The 18714-nt window shown below is 44.3% G+C and carries 24 protein-coding genes, 1 tRNA gene and 1 other annotated feature; of the genes, 1 reads left to right on the top strand and 24 read right to left on the bottom strand.

What is annotated here, in order from left to right:
- Positions 1-51: 51 nt before the first annotated feature.
- From recN to ACKTR2_RS00815, 17 genes are all read right to left on the bottom strand, one after another.
- Complete coding sequence (gene recN / locus ACKTR2_RS00895; protein WP_407882144.1) at positions 52-1755, bottom strand: DNA repair protein RecN; 1704 nt, start codon at positions 1753-1755, stop codon at positions 52-54.
- 12 nt (positions 1756-1767) lie between these two features.
- Positions 1768-2223, bottom strand: a complete 456-nt coding sequence (locus tag ACKTR2_RS00890; RefSeq protein WP_407882142.1) for an arginine repressor — start codon at positions 2221-2223, stop codon at positions 1768-1770.
- A gap of 2 nt (positions 2224-2225) precedes the next feature.
- Entirely contained in the window at positions 2226-3056 is an 831-nt protein-coding gene (locus tag ACKTR2_RS00885) for a TlyA family RNA methyltransferase (protein WP_407882141.1), read from the bottom strand.
- Positions 3056-3958 (bottom strand): polyprenyl synthetase family protein, encoded by a 903-nt coding sequence (locus ACKTR2_RS00880; RefSeq protein ID WP_407882139.1) that lies wholly within the window; start codon positions 3956-3958, stop codon positions 3056-3058. The genes ACKTR2_RS00885 and ACKTR2_RS00880 overlap by 1 nt, the downstream gene beginning before the upstream one ends.
- Entirely contained in the window at positions 3951-4208 is a 258-nt protein-coding gene (locus tag ACKTR2_RS00875) for an exodeoxyribonuclease VII small subunit (protein WP_407882138.1), read from the bottom strand. Before ACKTR2_RS00875 ends, ACKTR2_RS00880 begins: the two co-directional genes overlap by 8 nt.
- Before the next feature lie 2 nt (positions 4209-4210).
- Positions 4211-5563 (bottom strand): exodeoxyribonuclease VII large subunit, encoded by a 1353-nt coding sequence (gene xseA, locus ACKTR2_RS00870; protein WP_407882136.1) that lies wholly within the window; start codon positions 5561-5563, stop codon positions 4211-4213.
- Position 5564: 1 nt separating this feature from the next.
- On the bottom strand, positions 5565-6434 hold the full coding sequence (locus ACKTR2_RS00865; RefSeq protein ID WP_407882135.1) for a bifunctional 5,10-methylenetetrahydrofolate dehydrogenase/5,10-methenyltetrahydrofolate cyclohydrolase: 870 nt from the start codon (positions 6432-6434) through the stop codon (positions 5565-5567).
- A gap of 224 nt (positions 6435-6658) precedes the next feature.
- Complete coding sequence (gene nusB / locus ACKTR2_RS00860) at positions 6659-7090, bottom strand: transcription antitermination factor NusB (protein ID WP_407882133.1); 432 nt, start codon at positions 7088-7090, stop codon at positions 6659-6661.
- A complete protein-coding gene (locus tag ACKTR2_RS00855) occupies positions 7090-7551 on the bottom strand; it encodes an Asp23/Gls24 family envelope stress response protein (protein WP_407882132.1) in 462 nt (153 codons plus the stop codon). The genes nusB and ACKTR2_RS00855 overlap by 1 nt, the downstream gene beginning before the upstream one ends.
- A 25-nt stretch (positions 7552-7576) precedes the next feature.
- Positions 7577-8137 carry an elongation factor P gene (gene efp / locus ACKTR2_RS00850; protein ID WP_407882130.1) on the bottom strand — a complete coding sequence of 187 codons (561 nt, stop codon included), beginning with the start codon at positions 8135-8137 and terminating at the stop codon, positions 7577-7579.
- A gap of 139 nt (positions 8138-8276) precedes the next feature.
- Positions 8277-9353, bottom strand: a complete 1077-nt coding sequence (locus ACKTR2_RS00845) for a M24 family metallopeptidase (RefSeq protein ID WP_407882128.1) — start codon at positions 9351-9353, stop codon at positions 8277-8279.
- A 103-nt stretch (positions 9354-9456) separates the two neighbouring features.
- A complete protein-coding gene (gene rpmA / locus ACKTR2_RS00840; RefSeq protein WP_407882126.1) occupies positions 9457-9750 on the bottom strand; it encodes a 50S ribosomal protein L27 in 294 nt (97 codons plus the stop codon).
- 15 nt (positions 9751-9765) lie between these two features.
- Positions 9766-10095: a ribosomal-processing cysteine protease Prp gene (locus tag ACKTR2_RS00835; protein ID WP_407882125.1), complete on the bottom strand. Its 330-nt coding sequence runs from the start codon at positions 10093-10095 to the stop codon at positions 9766-9768.
- 32 nt (positions 10096-10127) lie between these two features.
- Positions 10128-10439, bottom strand: coding sequence for a 50S ribosomal protein L21 (rplU, locus tag ACKTR2_RS00830; protein WP_407882123.1), 312 nt, complete (start codon positions 10437-10439; stop codon positions 10128-10130).
- A gap of 18 nt (positions 10440-10457) precedes the next feature.
- Positions 10458-10540 (bottom strand) — a sequence feature (ribosomal protein L21 leader region).
- A gap of 175 nt (positions 10541-10715) precedes the next feature.
- Positions 10716-10856: a hypothetical protein gene (locus ACKTR2_RS00825; RefSeq protein WP_407882121.1), complete on the bottom strand. Its 141-nt coding sequence runs from the start codon at positions 10854-10856 to the stop codon at positions 10716-10718.
- A gap of 132 nt (positions 10857-10988) precedes the next feature.
- Positions 10989-11498: a hypothetical protein gene (locus ACKTR2_RS00820; RefSeq protein ID WP_407882119.1), complete on the bottom strand. Its 510-nt coding sequence runs from the start codon at positions 11496-11498 to the stop codon at positions 10989-10991.
- A 58-nt stretch (positions 11499-11556) separates the two neighbouring features.
- Positions 11557-11630, bottom strand: a tRNA-Arg gene (locus tag ACKTR2_RS00815).
- Positions 11631-11917: 287 nt separating this feature from the next.
- Here ACKTR2_RS00815 and ACKTR2_RS00810 point away from each other — a divergent pair.
- A complete protein-coding gene (locus ACKTR2_RS00810) occupies positions 11918-12580 on the top strand; it encodes a TetR/AcrR family transcriptional regulator (RefSeq protein ID WP_407882117.1) in 663 nt (220 codons plus the stop codon).
- A 256-nt stretch (positions 12581-12836) separates the two neighbouring features.
- Here ACKTR2_RS00810 and ACKTR2_RS00805 read toward each other — a convergent pair whose 3' ends face one another.
- The 7 genes from ACKTR2_RS00805 to miaA form a co-directional block, all read right to left on the bottom strand.
- Positions 12837-13049: a hypothetical protein gene (locus tag ACKTR2_RS00805; protein WP_407882115.1), complete on the bottom strand. Its 213-nt coding sequence runs from the start codon at positions 13047-13049 to the stop codon at positions 12837-12839.
- A 100-nt stretch (positions 13050-13149) separates the two neighbouring features.
- A complete protein-coding gene (locus ACKTR2_RS00800) occupies positions 13150-13689 on the bottom strand; it encodes a dUTP diphosphatase (protein WP_407882113.1) in 540 nt (179 codons plus the stop codon).
- A gap of 14 nt (positions 13690-13703) precedes the next feature.
- The gene (locus ACKTR2_RS00795) at positions 13704-14765 is read right to left on the bottom strand and encodes a hypothetical protein (RefSeq protein WP_407882111.1); all 1062 of its coding nucleotides are present in this window, start codon (positions 14763-14765) and stop codon (positions 13704-13706) included.
- A complete protein-coding gene (locus tag ACKTR2_RS00790) occupies positions 14755-15687 on the bottom strand; it encodes an exonuclease SbcC (RefSeq protein WP_407882109.1) in 933 nt (310 codons plus the stop codon). Before ACKTR2_RS00790 ends, ACKTR2_RS00795 begins: the two co-directional genes overlap by 11 nt.
- A gap of 215 nt (positions 15688-15902) precedes the next feature.
- Entirely contained in the window at positions 15903-17243 is a 1341-nt protein-coding gene (gene glnA, locus ACKTR2_RS00785) for a type I glutamate--ammonia ligase (protein WP_407882107.1), read from the bottom strand.
- 37 nt (positions 17244-17280) lie between these two features.
- Positions 17281-17649, bottom strand: a complete 369-nt coding sequence (locus ACKTR2_RS00780; protein ID WP_407882105.1) for a MerR family transcriptional regulator — start codon at positions 17647-17649, stop codon at positions 17281-17283.
- A gap of 133 nt (positions 17650-17782) precedes the next feature.
- Positions 17783-18700: a tRNA (adenosine(37)-N6)-dimethylallyltransferase MiaA gene (miaA, locus tag ACKTR2_RS00775; RefSeq protein WP_407882103.1), complete on the bottom strand. Its 918-nt coding sequence runs from the start codon at positions 18698-18700 to the stop codon at positions 17783-17785.
- Positions 18701-18714: the final 14 nt, after the last annotated feature.

The following is an 18714-nucleotide window of genomic DNA, read 5'->3' as shown; positions in this document are numbered from 1 at the left end:
ACCTAAAAAAGCCTTCTTCTGGAAGGCTTTTTTGATGAATCCGATCAGAGCTCAACTGGTAAAAGCCTGTTTTTCCGCAGCCGCTAACTTCAACAGCTCAGAAGCATGCTCGGTTGCCAATTGGGTCACAGTGGTCCCAGCTAGCATTCGTGCCAACTCGTCCACCCGCTTGGCTTCTGATAACTTAACAACCATCGTTTTTGTGCGCTTGCCGACCACTTGTTTTTGAATATAAAACTGATGGTCCGCAATGGCAGCCACTTGAGGTAAATGAGTAATACAAAGAACCTGTGAATGACGACCGATGGCCATAATTTTTTCAGCAATCGCTTGTGCGACACGACCAGAAACGCCCGTATCCACCTCATCAAAAATAATACTGGTCACACCTTGAGTCTCCGAAAAAATTGTCTTCAAAGCAAGCATCATTCGAGATAATTCCCCACCAGAAGCAATTTTGGCTAATGGTTTCAAATCCTCACCAGGATTGGTTTGAATATAAAACTCGACATTATCGATACCAGAGGCATAAAACGGTATCTCTTTATGAGGCAAGAAGCGAACCTGAAAGACGGCCTTTCCCATATACAACGCCTTGAGTTGCTCATGAACCGCCTGTTCCAGCGTTTTCGCCAATTCCTGACGCTTCTGGCTTAATTTAGTTCCCGCCTCTGCCAAACGGGTCTTAACCTCAGCTAATTGGGTCTCTAAAGCCTGATCATCGTCTTGATCGGCCTGCATATTTGCTAACTCAGACTTGATCTTGTCAAAATAAACTAAAATACTGGCCACTGAATCACCATATTTTCGCTTCAGTTGGTGAATTTCCTCTAAACGACTTTCAATTTCATCCAATCGACCTTCGTCGAATTCCTGATTGGCCAACTGAGTAGACAAATCGGTAACCGTATCTTGTAAGCCATAGTAAGCGTTAGCTAAGCCATCTGCCAATGCTTCATAGGCGGGGTCAAGATCTGCTATATCTTGCATCGAAGTCATAGCAACGCCGATTTGATCCAATGCGGCACCGTCTTCACCCCCTGTTATGGCCTCATGACTGCTTTCTAAAGCAGTGACGATACGTTGATAATTCGCCAAATGATCCCGTTCAGTAATCAACTGTTCTTCCTCATCAGGTTGCAAATTGGCATCATCAATCTCCTGTACCTGAAATGAGAGCATGTCCAGCCGTTGCGCCCATTCTTGAGCATGCTCACGCTTGTTAACAACTAGCTGTTGTACCTGTTTAAAAGTACTATATTCCTGCTCATAAGCGGCCTTCAGCGGTGCCAAAGTTTGCGGCTGAAATTCATCTAGTAAGCTCAAATGCTTTTCAGGTTGCATTAACTCTTGATGTTCATTTTGACCATGAATATCAACCATCGTCTCTCCAACGCGCTTAAGGGTGGTCGTATTCACGATGGTACCGTTAATCCGACTCACATTATGCCCATTTTTATTCAATTCGCGATCGATAACCACTTGTTGGTCCGCATAGTCGACGCCTAGTTCATCCAATACATTAAAGGTCGGTGACAACTTTGGCAAAACGAATAAACCTTGAATTGTCGCCTTATTAGCCCCCTTACGAATGAAATCACTAGCCGCTCGACCACCGGCCAGCAGCCCAACTGCATCAATAATGATTGACTTCCCAGCGCCTGTTTCTCCAGTCAGGACGCTCATACCATCATCAAAGGCGATATTCAAAGACTCAATAATCGCGAAATTTTTAATTGATAATTCCTGTAGCATCGCGGTTCCTCGCTATTCTGCACCTAAACTAGCCAACCGGGTTCGTATCTGAGTCGTACTCAACACAGAATTACCGACAATCAGGACCGAGCTATCATCACTCAACACGCCGAACACTTCTGCATAATTCATCTGTTTGATCAAGCTGCCAATGACAGGGCCATTACCTGGCAACACGTTTAACAAACAAAATCGATCATTGAGTTTCATTTCAACTACATTACCCCGCAAATTTCGACGTAGTTTGGCTTCACCATCAACAGGTCGATCATTGGAAAACGTATAGTAAGTGCGACCTTGATCGTCAGGCACCTTAACTAATTGTAAGTCGGTAATATCCCGTGAAACAGTCGCTTGGGTCACCGCCAAACCGGCTTCTTGAAGGACCATCACTAATTCAGTTTGGGTATGAATGGCTTGATTGGCCACTAACCGACGAATTTCCGCCTGTCGTTCTTTCTTTTTCATCCCTACTTGCCATCCTGTTTTTGATTTAGCTGGGTATAAGCAGTTGACAGTGTTTCGTCAATCGATACATTTGGACTAACTGTACCTTGATCATCGGCATTAACTAAGTGGATGAGAAATTCGATATTACCGCCACCGCCTTTGATTGGCGAAAAATCTAGACCTAACACGTCATAGCCGCTCTGACTAGCGAAGTCGACCATATCTTCTAATACGGCTCGATGCACTGCCGAGTCACGCACGATACCATGTTTACCGACCCGATTCTTGCCGGCCTCAAATTGTGGTTTAATTAACGCGACCACTTGCCCACCTGGTGCCAGAATCGTTTTTAGGTTCGGCAAGATCAAATGCAATGAAATAAACGAAACATCAATACTGGCAAACGTTGGTTGTCCTTGCATAAAATCGGCCAATTTTACATAACGAAAATTTGTATGCTCCATCACGACCACTCGGGGATCTTCACGAAGTTGCCAGACAAGTTGATTACTGCCAACATCGAGTGCATAGGAACGCGCAGCACCATTTTGTAACATAACATCGGTAAAACCACCCGTAGAAGAGCCAATATCCAGTACCGTTTGCCCACTCACATCGATATTAAAGACACGTAAGGCCTTGGCCAGTTTGAAGCCACCTCGACTAACATACGGCATGGGCACGCCCTTAATGTGTAATTCCGTGTCAGTCGGAATTTTTTCGCCAGGCTTGTCCAGACGTTCTTCATTTTTACCCAAGACTTCTCCAGCCATGACAGCGCGCTTGGCTTGTTCACGTGAGGCAAAAAGCCCTTGTTCAACCAGCAGAATATCCACCCGTTGTTTTTCCATTAATTTGTTTCCTTCCCATCGATGATAAAGTAGTCGAGCAATGCGCCTAAACGATCAACATTCATCCCCGTAGTTGCTAACTGCCTGCAAAGCTGTCTGGACAAAGTTACCTGTTCAATCAATGCCTGCTTAGCGCCAGGTAGGCCAAGTAATTTTGGATACGTATTTTTTCCTTCGGCAACGTCTTTATTCGGTGTTTTGCCAAGTGCTGCTGCCGTCTGAGTTTCATCTAAAATATCATCGTAAATTTGAAATGCTAATCCGAAAGCCTGTCCAAATTGAGTCAGCAACTTCAATTGCGTTTCAGAGGCTTGGCCCATAAATGCCCCGGCACGCATGGTGTAAACAAGTAAGGCACCCGTTTTTTCACGATGCAATTGTCGCAATTTGGCCAGTGAAATTGTCGTTCCAGCTAAGGTGACATCCAATGTTTGACCAGCGACCATCCCGACCGGACCGGCGGCATGTGCAAGTTCACTAATCAATGTCACTTTAACGGTTAGCGGTAATGATAATGAGCTGAGCCAATCAAAAGCTAATGTTTGTAAGCCGTCACCAGCTAAAATGGCCACATCTTCGCCGTAAACCTTGTGATTAGTTGCTTGCCCGCGCCGTAAATCATCATTATCCATCGCCGGTAGGTCATCGTGAATCAAGGAATACGTATGAATCAATTCCACGGCACAGGCTGCTGCCAATTCTTCGCCAGTTAGTTCACCCTTCAACCCAGTCAAAGCCGCAATTGTTAGCAGCGGTCGTAAACGTTTTCCTCCTGCCATCACTGAATAAGTCATCGCAGCCTGTAAGGTGGCTTGCGTGCTGCTGTGCGCCATTTGCTTTGCTAAACAGTCATTAATCTGCGGCAAGTAAGTCGCTTCAAAGGCGGTTAAGACTTTACTCATTGGCGTTATCACCAGTAGCTGGCTTGACTTCAAAGTCAGCTGTTTGTCCGTCGTCATTCATCACCTGAGTCAGTGTTTTTTCTGCTTTTGTCAAGGTCTCCTGCAGTTGTTGACTGAGTTTGACCCCCGCTTGAAATTGCGTCAAGGCCGTTTCCAATGGAACATCGCCTTGCTCTAACTGAGTCACAATTTCCTGAAGGCGCGTTAAGTTTTCTTCAAATGTTGGCTGTACTTCGTCTGATTTTGCCATGATTAGTTCCCTTCACGATCTGATTTAAGAGTGGTGATCTGAGCAGTCGCTTGACCATCGGCTAAATGCAAGGTAACCGACTGTCCGGTCGTTAATTGACTAGTCGATTTAACCACCGTCTCATCGGTGGTTACGTAACTATAACCTCGCGTCATCACCTTTAGCGGACTCAGCAAATCTAATTGACTGACCAGCGCTGCGACCTGTTGCTGACTTTTTTGAAAAAGGGTGGCCTCCGACGTGAACAATCGCGTCCGTAACGCTAGCAACTGTTCTTGTTGTTGGCTAAAACGGTCTGATAACAAGCGTGAACTTAAACGCGTTTGCAGCGTGCTCAATTGTTGCTGGTTTTGGTTGACGACTTGTCGCTGAGCACGAATTAATTGGTCCAATAATAAGCTCAAACGTTGTACATAACCCTCATATAATCTTTGGGGTTGTGTGAAGACATACGTTTGCTGTAACCGACTTAAACGTTGCTGATCAAAACGTAATCGACTAGTTAGAGCCTGCAGCAACCGATTTTTCAGTTCGCTTAAGGCTGACAACACGTCCGTCAACACTGGTGTCGCTAATTCCGCCGCAGCTGTTGGTGTGGCAGCTCGTACATCCGCAACCAGATCAGCGATTGTGGTATCTGTTTCATGACCTACGGATGAAATCACGGGAATTGCACTGGCACTGATGGCGCGGGCTACGGCCTCTTCATTAAACGGCCAAAGATCTTCAATTGAACCGCCGCCGCGACCGATAATGAGTGTATCAAATTCGCCTAATGCGTTGACCTGCTCAATCCGCCTGACTAAATCACTGGCTGCCGCATCCCCTTGTACTTGCGCGGGAAATAAAACGAGCTGAACAATGGGATAACGCCGCCGAGTGGTCGTTATAATATCTCGGATAACCGCCCCTGACGGACTCGTAATCACAGCAATTCGTTTAGGAAACATTGATAATTGACGTTTTGGCCGATCAAACAGACCTTCGTTAGCTAACTTCTGCTTTAACTGCTCGTAGGCCTGATACAAAGCACCTACCCCATCAGGCTCCATGCGATCGACATAAATTTGATAGCTTCCTGAGGGTTCATACAGAGAAATCCGCCCAGTAACAAGGACTTTCATGCCTGCTTCTGGCTGAAATTTAAGTTTGGCAAACGCTGACTTGAACATGATGGCGCTAATTTTAGCTTGGTCATCTTTTAAACTAAAATATTGATGCGCATTTGGGCGTAAACGAAAATTAGAAATTTCGCCAGTTAAATACACACGGCCAAGATAAGGATCTGCGTCAAATTTTCGCTTCAAATAGCGTGTCAACGTGGTTACTGTTAAATAATCTTCACGAGCAACCATTTCAAACCTCCAGTCCATTTTGCCAGGCGGCCAGTTGAACGGTCTGCTGCATTAATGTAGCGATGGTCATGGGGCCCACACCACCAGGAACTGGCGTAATATACCCGGCAACTTCAATGGCAGTGTCGGCCACGTCGCCTGTTAATTTACCATCGGCTTTACGATTCATGCCAACATCAATGATCGTTGCACCCGGTTTAACCATATTGGCGGTCACAATGTTTGGCTGACCGACTGCCACAATGACAATATCGGCCATTTTGCTTAAAGCCGTCAGCTCATCTGCACCGGTATGTCGATGTGCCAGTGTTACAGTCGCATTCTCATTATTTAATAAAGCCACCATCGGTTTCCCAACGAGTCGACTACGCCCAATCATGAGAACGTGCTGACCGGAAATATTGATTTTCTGGTCGTGCAACATTGTCATGATACCTTTAGGCGTGCAGGCCACCGGATAATGTAATCCTACATTCCCAAATAGGCGCCCCAAATTAATCGGATGTAGACCATCAACATCCTTTACCGGGTTAATGGCCTGGACAACTTCTTCTTCATCCAAGTGGTCTGGTAATGGTGATTGGACCAAAATTGCATGGATTTCGGGGTCCTGATTGTACCGCGCTACTAACGCTAATAATTCGGTCTGTGTCGTAGTTGTCGGTAACTTCTTCACAACTGAGTTAAACTGCAGTTTACCAGCTTGACGCTCCTTATTCCGAACATAAATGGCACTAGCTGGATCATCGCCGACCATTATAACAGCTAAGCCAGGAATAACCCCCTGACTTGTTAGAGCCAGGGACTGCTTTGCAGTTGTTTCATTTAGTCGCTTAGCGATTGCCCGTCCATCGATTAATTTTGCCGTCATGCATCTATCTCCATTTACGTTTCTTCAGTCCATTTTATTAACTTATGCTGAATAATTTTACCACATTCCAACGTCTCTTGGCAGTCGGCCGTTTACGAAATCAAAGTGGATTACGGTGGATTACGCCGGTATAATCTGTTTAAAAACCAAAAAAAACGTCCAGACTTATTAGTCAAACGACTAAATAAATCGGAACGCTCATGTTTCACTTAAAATGCGATAACTCAAGCCTTATTTTTCTGGTCTGCTTGATCAAACAACTTAGAAAGCACCCCATTGACAAAACGTCTAGAATCATCATCGGAAAATTCCTTAGCTAACTCAATTGCTTCATTTAAAGCAACTCGTGTCGGAACCGTCGCCGAATAGCTCATCTCATACAAACCTAAACGCAAAATAATGAGATCAGGATAAGCCAATCGACCAACAGACCACTTGTTGGCTAATTGCGCATCAATTTTGGCGTCCAATTGATCTTGATGCTCAAGTACCCCATTGACCAAGGTCACTAAATAATCTGGCACAATCGTGGGTTGATCTTCATCATGATCAATAAGTTGTTGGTACAAGGCGGTCACATCAGCATCAGAATTCGCGTGTTTGGCGAACAAGACCTGAAAGGCAATCTCACGAATTTGGTGCCGCGATAAATCCACTACGCTTCACCATCTTTACTTGTCAATTCGTTTGATTCAGTCGTTAAATGATCGCCGAAAATATCGTCAGGGTCAATATCAGAACTAGTTTTTTCAGGAACAATCCCAACAATGTGAATGTTAACTTCTCCAACCGTCAACTCAGTCATTAGAGCAACCTGTTGCTTAATCTTATCTTGCAGTTCCAAGGCAACTTTCGGCACACTAACCCCATAGTCCAGATAGACGAACACATCAGCTGTAATTACGCCATCTTCCAAGTTAAGTTTGACACCTTTACTCAATTCTGTGCGGCCAAACAATTCGGAAACATTATTGGCAATGTTTCCACGCATTCGGTTAACGCCTTCAACTTGACTAGCTGCAACACCAACAATAATCTCCAAAACATCAGCTGAAATTTCAATGGTACCCAATGCATCTTCTGGCTGATTTAACGTGATTTTATTCACTTCAGGCATGGCGACCTCCAATCTAGCAACTTACTTAGGCCCGAGAAACGTACGACCCTTCCTGGGTATTAATGATCAACTTGTCACCAGCATTCACGAAGAATGGCACTTGAACCACCAGACCAGTCTCCATGGTTGCAGGCTTCGAACCGCCAGTTGCCGTGTCTCCACGAATACCAGGTTCAGTTTCAGCAACTTCTAGCGTAACCGTGTTAGGTACTTCCACGCCAAGAATTTCATTACCAAATGAAGTCACAGTCACTTCCATATTTTCCAATAAGTACTTGGCTGCATTTTTCATTGATTCATTTGGAATGGAAACTTGGTCATAGGTTTCAGTATTCATGAAGACATAATTAGTACCATCATTGTACAAATACTGCATCTTGGCCTGCGAAATTTCGGCCAATTCCATCTTGGCACCAGCGCGGAACGTCTTTTCTTGAACGGCACCAGTCCGCAAGTTCTTTAATTTTGAGCGAACAAACGCCCCACCTTTACCAGGTTTAACGTGCTGGAATTCAACAATCCGCCAGATGGCATGGTCAACTTCGATCGTTAACCCATTTTTAAAGTCTGCAGTTGAGATCGACATAATCGTTCCTCCTAAAATTCATTCTTGTTCAGTATACAGTAATCGCTCCTAGCGTTGCAATAGCAACCATTTCAAAAACAACTCAGGGCGAAACAAACTAAGCGATGCTGAGCATTAATTAGTGGTCACGACGCGCTAGTTAAATAACTTGCAACGTCTTAGGTGAACTCGTTAAGACTTCCGCCCCATTTTCAGTTACCAAAACGTCATCTTCAATCCGAACCCCACCATGATCTGGCACGTAAATACCTGGTTCTACCGTGATAACTTGGTTTGCGCTCAGTTGGTATGGTGTCCGAGGTCCATAAACTTGTGGCTCTTCATGAATATTCAGACCAATCCCATGTCCCATTCCATGATTGAATTGCGACCCGTAACCTCCCGCAATAATGATGTTGCGACCAGCAGCGTCAAGTTCAGCGCCAGAAACGCCGGGTTTAATGGCGGCGATCACAGCCTGATTGGCAGCTAAAGTTAGATCGTAAATTCGTTTTAACGCTTCATCAACATAGCCGATTGCAAACGTTCGTGTAATATCAGAGGTATAACCATCGAAATAAAAGCCAAAGTCGATAGTCACTAATTCACCTTGTTGAAGCCTTTTATTAGTCGCCGCTGCGTGTGGTTGGGCAGCTCGTGAACCGCTGGCGACAATCGTAGCAAACGAGGGGCCCGTTGAACCATGAGCGCGCATCCATCCGTCCAAGCGATTGGCCACTTCGATCTCGGTCATGCCAGCAACAATTGTTGGCATAACCTCATCGTACCCTTGGCTGGATAAAGCAATGGCGTGTCGAAGTGCCATAATTTCTGTTTCATCTTTGATTTCACGCAAATGATCCACAATTGCGTGCATGCCGACAAAGTCCGCCGTGAGTTGCTCGTCAAGCTGAGCCCAAATAACATATGGCAGTGTATCTTCGAACCCAACCACCGTCATTTGTTCTCGTTCAACTAAGGTCGCAACTTGTCCATAATAGTCACGGGTAATTAGCAGACGAACATCCGCAGGCAGATCACTGGCCATTGCGGTTTCGTAACGGGCATCAGTAATCATCCAATAGCTGGACTGACTAATTAACAGACAACCATCGCCACCTACGTCGCTAAAACCAGTTAAATACTGTAAGTTAAACCCATCCGTGATCAGGATGGCATCTAACCGCAAGTGAACTAACTCCTCCTGTACGCGTTTCAACCGTTCTCGTCTGCTCATTTTGTCGTCTCCACCACTAAATAATTATAAAACTGTGACCTTTCGCCTCGTCAAACAAAAAACGAACACAATGTTTTACACATCATGCCCGTCAATCGACGCGTTATTCAGCTTCAGCAACCGGGTAAACAGACACCTGACGGCGATCCTTACCCTTCCGTTCAAACTTAACAACACCATCAGTCAATGCAAACAGGGTATCATCCCCACCACGACCAACATTAAGGCCAGGTAGAATATGCGTACCACGCTGACGGTAAATGATTGAACCGGCGTTGATCTGTTGACCATCTGCCCGCTTCGTTCCTAACCGACGACCTGCTGAGTCACGACCGTTAGTTGTCGATCCGCCCCCTTTATGGTGAGCGAAGAATTGTAGATTCATGTCCAATAACATGTGGTTCCACCTCCATTAGTTAAAGTGACCATCACTAATCGTAATGAATTGTGCATATTTCTCGGCGATTTGTGTCATTCCTAATGTGAATGTTGCGAGGATCGTCTCAGCTGCCTGATTTCGATCATGCATCGTTAGGGCCAAGTACCCGCCATTTGCGTTGTCTGAGGTAAGCGACGGATGAACCGTCGCTACCTCATCTAACGCGTTGACCGTGGTAATTGCCAACACAGATGCGGCTGCGCACACAATATCTTCACCGTATTGTCCTGAACCAGCATGGCCTGTCATCTTAAATGACGTTACTTGCTGATCGGAATTTCTTGAAATCGCAACTTTTATCATAATCTTCTTAGTTTTGGTTTAAGCAAACTGAGTTATTTTGTGGTGATATCGTCAATCATAACCCGTGTATAAGGCTGACGGTGACCCTTTTTAGTGTGTTGGTTCTTCTTTGGCTTGTATTTGAAGGTTACGACCTTCTTTTCCTTACCTTGTTTTTCAACTGTACCTGCTACTGAAGCACCTTCAACTAACGGTGTCCCCACAGTAATGGCACGGCTGGCTACTAACACAACTTCGTCAAAAGTGACCTTGTCGCCTTCCTTTGCATCTAACTTTTCAACAAAGATCGGTGATCCCTTTTCAACTTTATATTGCTTACCACCAGTTTTGATAATTGCGTACACGTTGTGCACCTCCTTAAATTAAAGTCTTAGACTCGCCAAAAACAAGTGCCGTCTCACCATGAAACAAACTTATAACTTGCTCTGTGCGGTTGCAGTGTGGAAGCCCACAACGACAACGTTAAAAGTGTACCAAAAAAACATAGCTTGGTCAACGTCAAAGTAGTTGTCCAAGCACATCTATACTGACCATTAACGTGATATGAGAAAAACCAGTCACTTAACGCAACAAAAAAAGGAATTCGCTAGGTTGCAAATCCCTGTTAGTACAAGCTTAAATCAATCACGGTTCAACCGTTGGTGGCGAGAGGCTTGAGCAGTCGTCCGATTGGTTGATAAATGTGATGCAGCAGGACGGTGCATCAGTTCCCATGCCCCACTACCAATTAAAACAACGATTAAAACGACAACTGCTACCATCTTTAAAACCTCCCTTTGCGTTGCTAACCAGCAACTCGACTGTTCTTAGTTTACCAAGGACCGTCTGAGAGATTCAAATTTAAACGCTATCTTAACAGAAAAAAGTCTTTTTTTACTAAATCGTTACATTTGTTATTCTTGACTACCAATTTTATATAACTCAGTATCCGCATTTGTGTCTTTACGCATCTGTGTCTCGATCTTACTACGTTGCTGGGCAGAGTTGCCAATTGTATAAGCCGCCATGTCAAAAATCAAGCGAAAATTGGCATGAAATTGTGAAGCAACTTCGTCATCGAAATTATATTGTTTGTTCACAGCAGCTTTCACGATACCCTTCACACCCGTCGGGCCATCGCCAAGCGTGTTTGCCAACTGATTTTTTTGTCCTTCACTTAACCCAGGCCGTAAAGTTTGATTAACCTGGTCAGCTGCTTGATAGACTTTGTTGGCGCTTGCTTCGTTATCGTAACGGAATTTTTGTAGTGCCGTTACTAAAGCCTCAATCCGCTTATTCTCATTTTGCACTCGCGTATATTCTTTTTGCGTCACTTGGACGCCACCGTAACTTTTTTGACCACAGGCTGTCAAGATCACCATACTTGCTAAGACAACCACCGCCGCCACAATCTTTTTCAACATTTTGCTTCCTCCGTTGCCGCTTCGTTAGGCCTTCATTAAAATCTGGTCGTACAATCAATGCAGCAAGTGGGGTTCGAACCCACGACCCTCGGTTTAGAAGACCGATGCTCTATCCAACTGAGCTACTGCTGCGTCACTTAACTCATATCAGTATAGAAAAGTGGTGTCATAGTGTCAATTTATATTCCGGCCTTTTCCTCAAACTAGATCCCCCACTAAGTTCCTTGAAGAACCTTAATTATGCCTAATTGAGACTACTTGCTTTAAAATTAACGCGTACTAGCGCACAATCATTTGTGCATTATCCATGGTATGTCGGTTGACGAAGCGCTTTCATTTCTTATATAATGGGCTTTGTAAACATTTATCAATAAGCTGTCTAATAAAGCTTTATCGAATGACAGCTTGGGGGAATTCACATGGCTAAGCATTTGGACCCTCGGGTAATTAAAACACGGTCAAGTTTAAAAGATGCCCTAATCAATTTGATGCAGCAATATAAAATCGAAAACATTAGTGTGCAAAAAATTACTGAAACTGCCCACATCACTCGAGGCACCTTTTATCTCCACTATAAAGACAAGCGCGACTTTATTGCCAGCGCAATGACAGAAATTTTAGATGATTTTTTTAATGCTGTTATGATCGACAGCACTGGCCGGTTACCAATGATCACCACATCGACCCAAGTAACCCAACTGTTCTCTGTCAACGCAGCCTTCAGCTATATCGAAACCGAGGCAAACATGTTTAATGTTTTGCTCAATACCCAAGCAAATGGCGTCTTTGAGTATCAGTTGATTACACGCTTAACTAAAGCACTTGAGCGTTTTCACGACCAGTTAAAATCTGATTTTTTGGAAATTAATGTTCCTGAAAATATCCAAATTGCTTTTATCGTGTCTGCCTATATTGGGCTTGTCAAAAATTGGCTGGCAGATGGTTTGATTTATACACCACATTATATGACCAGTTCAATTCAAAAAATGACTGCTCTCATTAGCCATGATCCACAGAAACTTACCTTCAGCGACTTTTTCTTTACGCAAGCTGATTTTGTACCCCACCCCGCTGCCAATTAGGATTTGCTTAATTAAAGTTATCAATCAAATGAAACTGAAAGACAGGCAAAGTCCCTCCCATTCATCACCGGATTCATCCGGCAAAAAGGTGCCCCAACAGATTAGGCACAAAGACTACGCTAACGAAACTCGATAAAAAAGTGGTCACCTTCCCCAATAATGGAAGTGACGTTTCCCCAAAAGTTGGCGCTAAATAATCAAGCTACGAGCTGGATGGCAGCGCTTCGGAATTCTACCGGAGTCCTGCCATCCAGTTTTATTTTAATTCGTTCATTTCGGAATAGCTGTAGAATTTCCTGTTTAATCGTTGATCAGAAAGACCATCGATGCCCTTTCTGAAAAAGGTTGAATCCAACCATAAACCGTCGTAGTCCCTGTGATGCCATACTTCGTCACCACTTTGTGAATCCCCCACACCATGGTTACAGTCAGCGATTGCGTTCATTTTGTCATTTACTGATAAATACATAAAGAACCCCCTAAATTGGATTTTTCCAACTCAGGGGGTTCACTTCATAACGGAAGCCGACCTCTTTTTTGTCGCATTTTTCTCAATTAAACTAGCCAGCTTAATAATTGTCAGCCTGGCGTTGCAAATTGACGGCTCGCTTATTTTGGTAAGCAGTTTGAATTTCTTCTTGGCTAAAACCAAAGCCGCGTAATCCCATGGTCAAGAATAGATGCCACGCGTGGCCAAAATCACCTTGTCGATGTTCTTTTAAACTACTAAGCACCATACTATTGATTCCCAGATAAACCTGGTCTAAATCCATTTTTGGGCCGACTGCCAACTTGTCTAACTCCGCTGGTGTCAAGACGGTTAAATGCGTCCACTGCTGTTTATGGAAAATTAGTAAAAAGAAATCTAACGCATCGACATATTCTTCTAGGAGCGTCGACCGCTTGCTTTGACCAGGATTATTTTTACCCCGGTGCTCCTTCCAAACTTTAAACCATTCACTAGTATTCGCAATTTCAGCTAGTTCGACCAACAAAGCCACATAAGCATTTTGTAAACTAGCATCACGGCTCCAATGCAGTTGTTTTGCTTGAGCGACTTGCTGATCAAACTCAATGGATTCGCGCAGTAGCAAAGCTAAATCTAACATTGGCACTCACCTCCTTAGGCAAAGATCAATGGATCCGATTGGATTTCCAAATCATCCCGGTTGGCAAGATACCACTGACGAATAAAGTCATAGTTAAGCAGAATTGACATCAGGGAAATCGCATCATTTTTATCAGTGACTGTGATCACCCATTTAGGTGCTTTATTATTACCAGCATTGGCAATGCCAAAGACTGTCCCATCTGCCAATTCAATCATCGCGCCCTGACCACTTGGGGCATTTTGTAACATGTAATGGCTATCCGCAGACGCGACAAAAAGTTTGTCCACCGTACCGGCAGGTAAATCAGCGTGCTTGGTTAAGTAACGGGCCCGATTGTTAGTTTCTAACAAATTATAGTCAGCAGAGAAATCATAGTCTTGCTCAAGATCCTTCGCGAATAGAATCAGCGTTTCAATGGCTGCCATTCGTTGTTCCACTGGCTGATCAGCCAATTCAATCGCGAATAAGTCCGTGAAAGCCTTACTGTTAAACCGTACCTGCTGGCGCTCAAGATTCATGTAAAACAGATGTAGACCAGAGTGCTTGTCGGTAAAGAATGCCCCACCATTCTGACCTCCGACTAACACAAATTTAAAGGCATGCTGATCGCCCAGCGCATCCACTGACAGACTCAGTTCTTCATGTTCTGCGGCACTACTCAAGGTTATCCCAGGTTGACGATGAAGCTCTAGCAGACGACCCATAAACAATAAATAGTAATCCGCCGCGGAATACTGATGTGGGAAGGTAACAAACGTCGTATCCAAATGAAAGGTGAATAACGCTGTAGCAGCTGCTAATAATTCATCAGTATCGCTGGTTTCTGTCAATTGATCTAAGTGATCTGTAAAAGCCAATCCATTTTTTAAACCAGCTTTTAAATTGTTGTTGTAAATCCGAAATCGTTGACTAGGAGATAATGTCACCGGTTTGGGCTTGTGAGCCGCTGATTGATCTTTTGCTTGGCTATCTGCTTCAGTCACCTGTGACGCTTTCATCGGTTCACTTACCGATCCTGCTGATGTTGCATTGTCATCTGCGGTCAACTGCTCTTTTTGCGTCTCACTTGCCATTGTGTTTCACCCCGCTATTTTGTTTTGAAGCTCGGAGCTCCTCGTGTTGTGAATCAGATTCAATGTGCCGACCAATTAAATGGCTTAAGTAGTCCACATAAAGATTAGCATTTCGATCTTCAAACGTGGCGTAATCACCAAACACTTTCCGAATCGCCTGTTTTTCATAACTCAGGATTGTGTCTTCCTTTGCTAATACCAAAGACTCATCTTCATTGGCTTTCATCCCTTTATAGGCATTATTGGCGCGGTCATCCTCATCCGCTAAAACCGTTAAACGATCCAGTAACTCCTGGCGTTCCGATTTAGCACGTCCACCGGCAAAAATGCCGCGGTTTTCACCCACTTCTTTTAGTTGTGCACGCAATTTTTCTTTTTCTAGATCACGTTGTTCTTGTTGATCCATCAACGCTTGCAATTCCTGACTCTGACGAGCAATGTCCTTGATGCGGTCGGAATTATAATTCTTATTTTCAGCCTCTAGGGCAAAGGATTGCGTTAACTTTTCGTATTCCACTTGATCGAAAACAAACTGTACGTTTAGGACATCGAGGTCCCCAAATTGACGTCGATCCCACCAGTTGCCAAAGTAGATTTCAAAGTGTCCTTGATCACTTTCTTCAAAATAAAAGAATGGATAGGTCTGTTTTAAATAAGCTAATAAGTCATGACTGAGATAATGACTTAAGTCCGGATGCAGATCAGTAACCAGACTAGCCAAAGGATTAACTTCGGCTTGATCATTACCCCGAATCAGCGTGGCATAACGTTGCGGGTCAACTAACTCATAGACCCGGCGATCATCAAAAGCATCAATGGCGTCCGTCAAGTCCTGTAAATAATGCGACTTTTGACTTAACTTACCGGATAATGCTGGCTGCACCTGCCGTGCCTGTTCTTCATTTGATTGTGGATTATCCATGCCGTCTTACCCCTAACTTCAAAGTGTCCTTACTGTCTCATCGTACACTAATGCAACCACAGCGACAATCACCACCCGTCAAATCAACGCAATTTTTAACCATTCGCTAGGTTTCACAAATTTCTTTCAAACTAAATGAGAATAAAAATGCCTACCATAACTTGTAATGGTAGGCAGTCGTTTAATAAACGTGAGTTTAAGTTTGAAAACGCAATTTAATACTGTTCCAAATACTGATCTCGCTCCCACTTGGTGACTGACTGACGATAAGAAGCCCACTCAAGCTTCTTAGCCTCAACAAAACTCTGGTATAAGTGATCTCCTAAGGCATCACGCATCGTTGGGTCAGCTTGCAGTGCTTTAGTCGCATTATGCAAATTATCTGGTAAATTACTAATGTGGTTATCCTCACGCTCCGCTTCGTTCATAGAATAAATGTTTCGATCGACCGAATCATTTGGTGTGATTTCATGACGAACCCCATCTAAACCAGCTTCTAGCATCGCTGCAATAGCTAGATAAGGATTAGCTGCCGGATCAACCTGCCGCAATTCCAGACGAGTTGAGTTGCCTCGCGCACTAGGCACCCGCACAAGTGGGGAACGATTGGAACCAGACCAAGCTACATAGACAGGTGCCTCAAAACCAGGTACTAAGCGTTTATATGAGTTCACAATTGGGTTAACAACCGCGGTGAAGGCCCGTGCGTGAGCCAACAGACCTCCGAGGAAATAGTAAGCTGTCTGACTTAGTTGCAATTCGCCATCTGGATCATAAAAGGCGTTACCATCAGCGGTCGATAATGACATATTCATGTGCATCCCAGAACCGTTAATACCTTCCAATGGTTTGGGCATGAACGTCGCAAATAAGCCGTATTTTCTAGCAATCGTTTTAACCACCAGTTTGAAAGTTTGAATATTATCGGCAGCCTCTAAGGCGTCCGCGTACTTGAAATCAATTTCATGCTGGCCTGGAGCGACTTCGTGATGGGCCGCTTCGACTTCAAACCCCATCTTCTCCATTTCTAGCACAATATCCCGGCGGCAATTTTCACCCAAATCCATTGGTGCGAGATCAAAATAACTCCCCTTATCATTTAATTTCAATGTTGGTTCGCCATTTTCGTCCATCTTAAATAAGAAGAATTCGGGTTCTGGCCCAATGTTAAATGCGGTAAAACCGGCCGATCGCATTTCGTTCATCACTCGAATTAAGTTGTTCCGTGGATCCCCAGCAAAGGGTTCACCATCAGACGTGTAAACTTCACAGATTAACCGCGCAACTTTGCCATGTTCACTGCCCCATGGGAAAACCATCCATGTCGCCAAATCAGGAATTAAATACATATCACTTTCTTCAATCCGAACAAACCCATCAATTGACGAGCCATCGAACATGAGCTTGTGGTCAAGTAGTTTTTCAAGCTGACTAACTGGGACTTCTACATTTTTAATTGAACCTAGCAAATCAGTAAACATGAGCCGTAAAAATTCAACATGCTCTGACTTAACCATGTTACGAATATCATCCTTGGTATAATCTTTCCTTGGCATAATCAGTTTTCCTTTCCTTCTAGCGGACTTAAATGGGTTAGAGATGACGCCATAATCCTGGCACTGGTGGCTTCATCCCTGCTAATTGTTGCATCTCTGGTTCTAAATACTGACGCGCCTGTTGATCACTAAGCGAAGTAGTTGTTTGCTTTCGAATCTGCGCCGACTGATTAAAGAGACGTCGCAACGTTGCAAAGTCCATTCCACTTGCTAAGCCATCCTTAACTTCCAATAATCGGTCCACATCTTGTAACGAATACCGGCGCCGGTTACCTTCATTGCGAACTGGGTGAACCAATGCTTGCGACTCATAATAGCGAATTTGCCGAGCTGTAAGCCCAGTCAACGTCATTACCGTGCTCATTGGTAGCACCGAAAGTGACCGACGTAATTGTTTCTCAGCCATGGGCACCTCCTCAATTCAAACCACAACGCCATCAAAGAACTTGTACAAGAGCATCTTCCCACGTTTACTTAAATAAAACAAGCGTTCATGTCACAAGTTCTGACATGAACGCTAATTTAATTTAGTCATCACCTTACTTGGACTGCCAATCGGCCACCCGTTGTTCAATTTCGACGATAGTATCGGCTCCACTAACGAGATCAAACCACTCAACTGGCAGTTGATGGCGAAACCAAGTCAACTGTCGTTTCGCATAGTGGCGAGAATGCTGCTTAATAGCTGCAATGGCTTCATTCAATGATTCCTGATCTTCAAAGTATTCAAATAATTCTTTGTAGCCAATCCCGCGACTGGCCTGCGGCGCTACCTGACGCCGCTCATATAACCAACGAGCTTCCTCTATCAGTCCTGCCGTCATCATCTCGTCTACCCGATGGTTAATCCTTTCATACAAAACCGCTCGATCAGTTGTTAATCCAACGATCAAAGCGTCAAACTGTTGTGAACGTCGTTCTTGCTCCAAAATGGAGTGTCCCGTACTTTCGAAAACTTCCAACGCCCGAATTACCCGGCGAGAATTCCCCATCGGAATTTGATCGGCAGCTTTAGGATCGCGTTCATCCAATTGTTGCCAGAGCCACAGTTGATCGTGCTTTGCCAACATAGTTTGCCAAAATTGTCGACGTTGTTTATCAGCGGGACTGCCTAATCGCAAACCATCCAGCAAGGCTTGGAGATAAAATCCGGTACCGCCAACAATGATTGGCAGTTTTCCGCGTGCAGTAATCTGTCTAATCAAGTTTGTGGCCTCATCTACAAACTGCGCCACGGTGAATCCTTCGCTCACCTCACGAATATCGATTAAATAGTGCGGAATATGTTCTTGCTCGACCGACGTTACTTTAGCAGTCCCAATATCAAGGTGACGATAGACTTGCATCGAGTCCCCAGAAATAACTTCGCCATTAAATTGTTTAGCTAGCTCAATTGAAAGTTGTGTTTTCCCAACCGCCGTGGGTCCCACAACTAGCAGTACTTTGGGTTTGTTCATGCGATCTCCTCTAA

Source organism: Furfurilactobacillus curtus (assembly GCF_045862785.1).
In the GTDB taxonomy this organism is placed as follows: Bacteria; Bacillota; Bacilli; order Lactobacillales; family Lactobacillaceae; genus Furfurilactobacillus; species Furfurilactobacillus curtus.
Note: the sequence above shows the minus strand (reverse complement) of the source record. Positions and strands in the feature narration are given on the sequence as shown.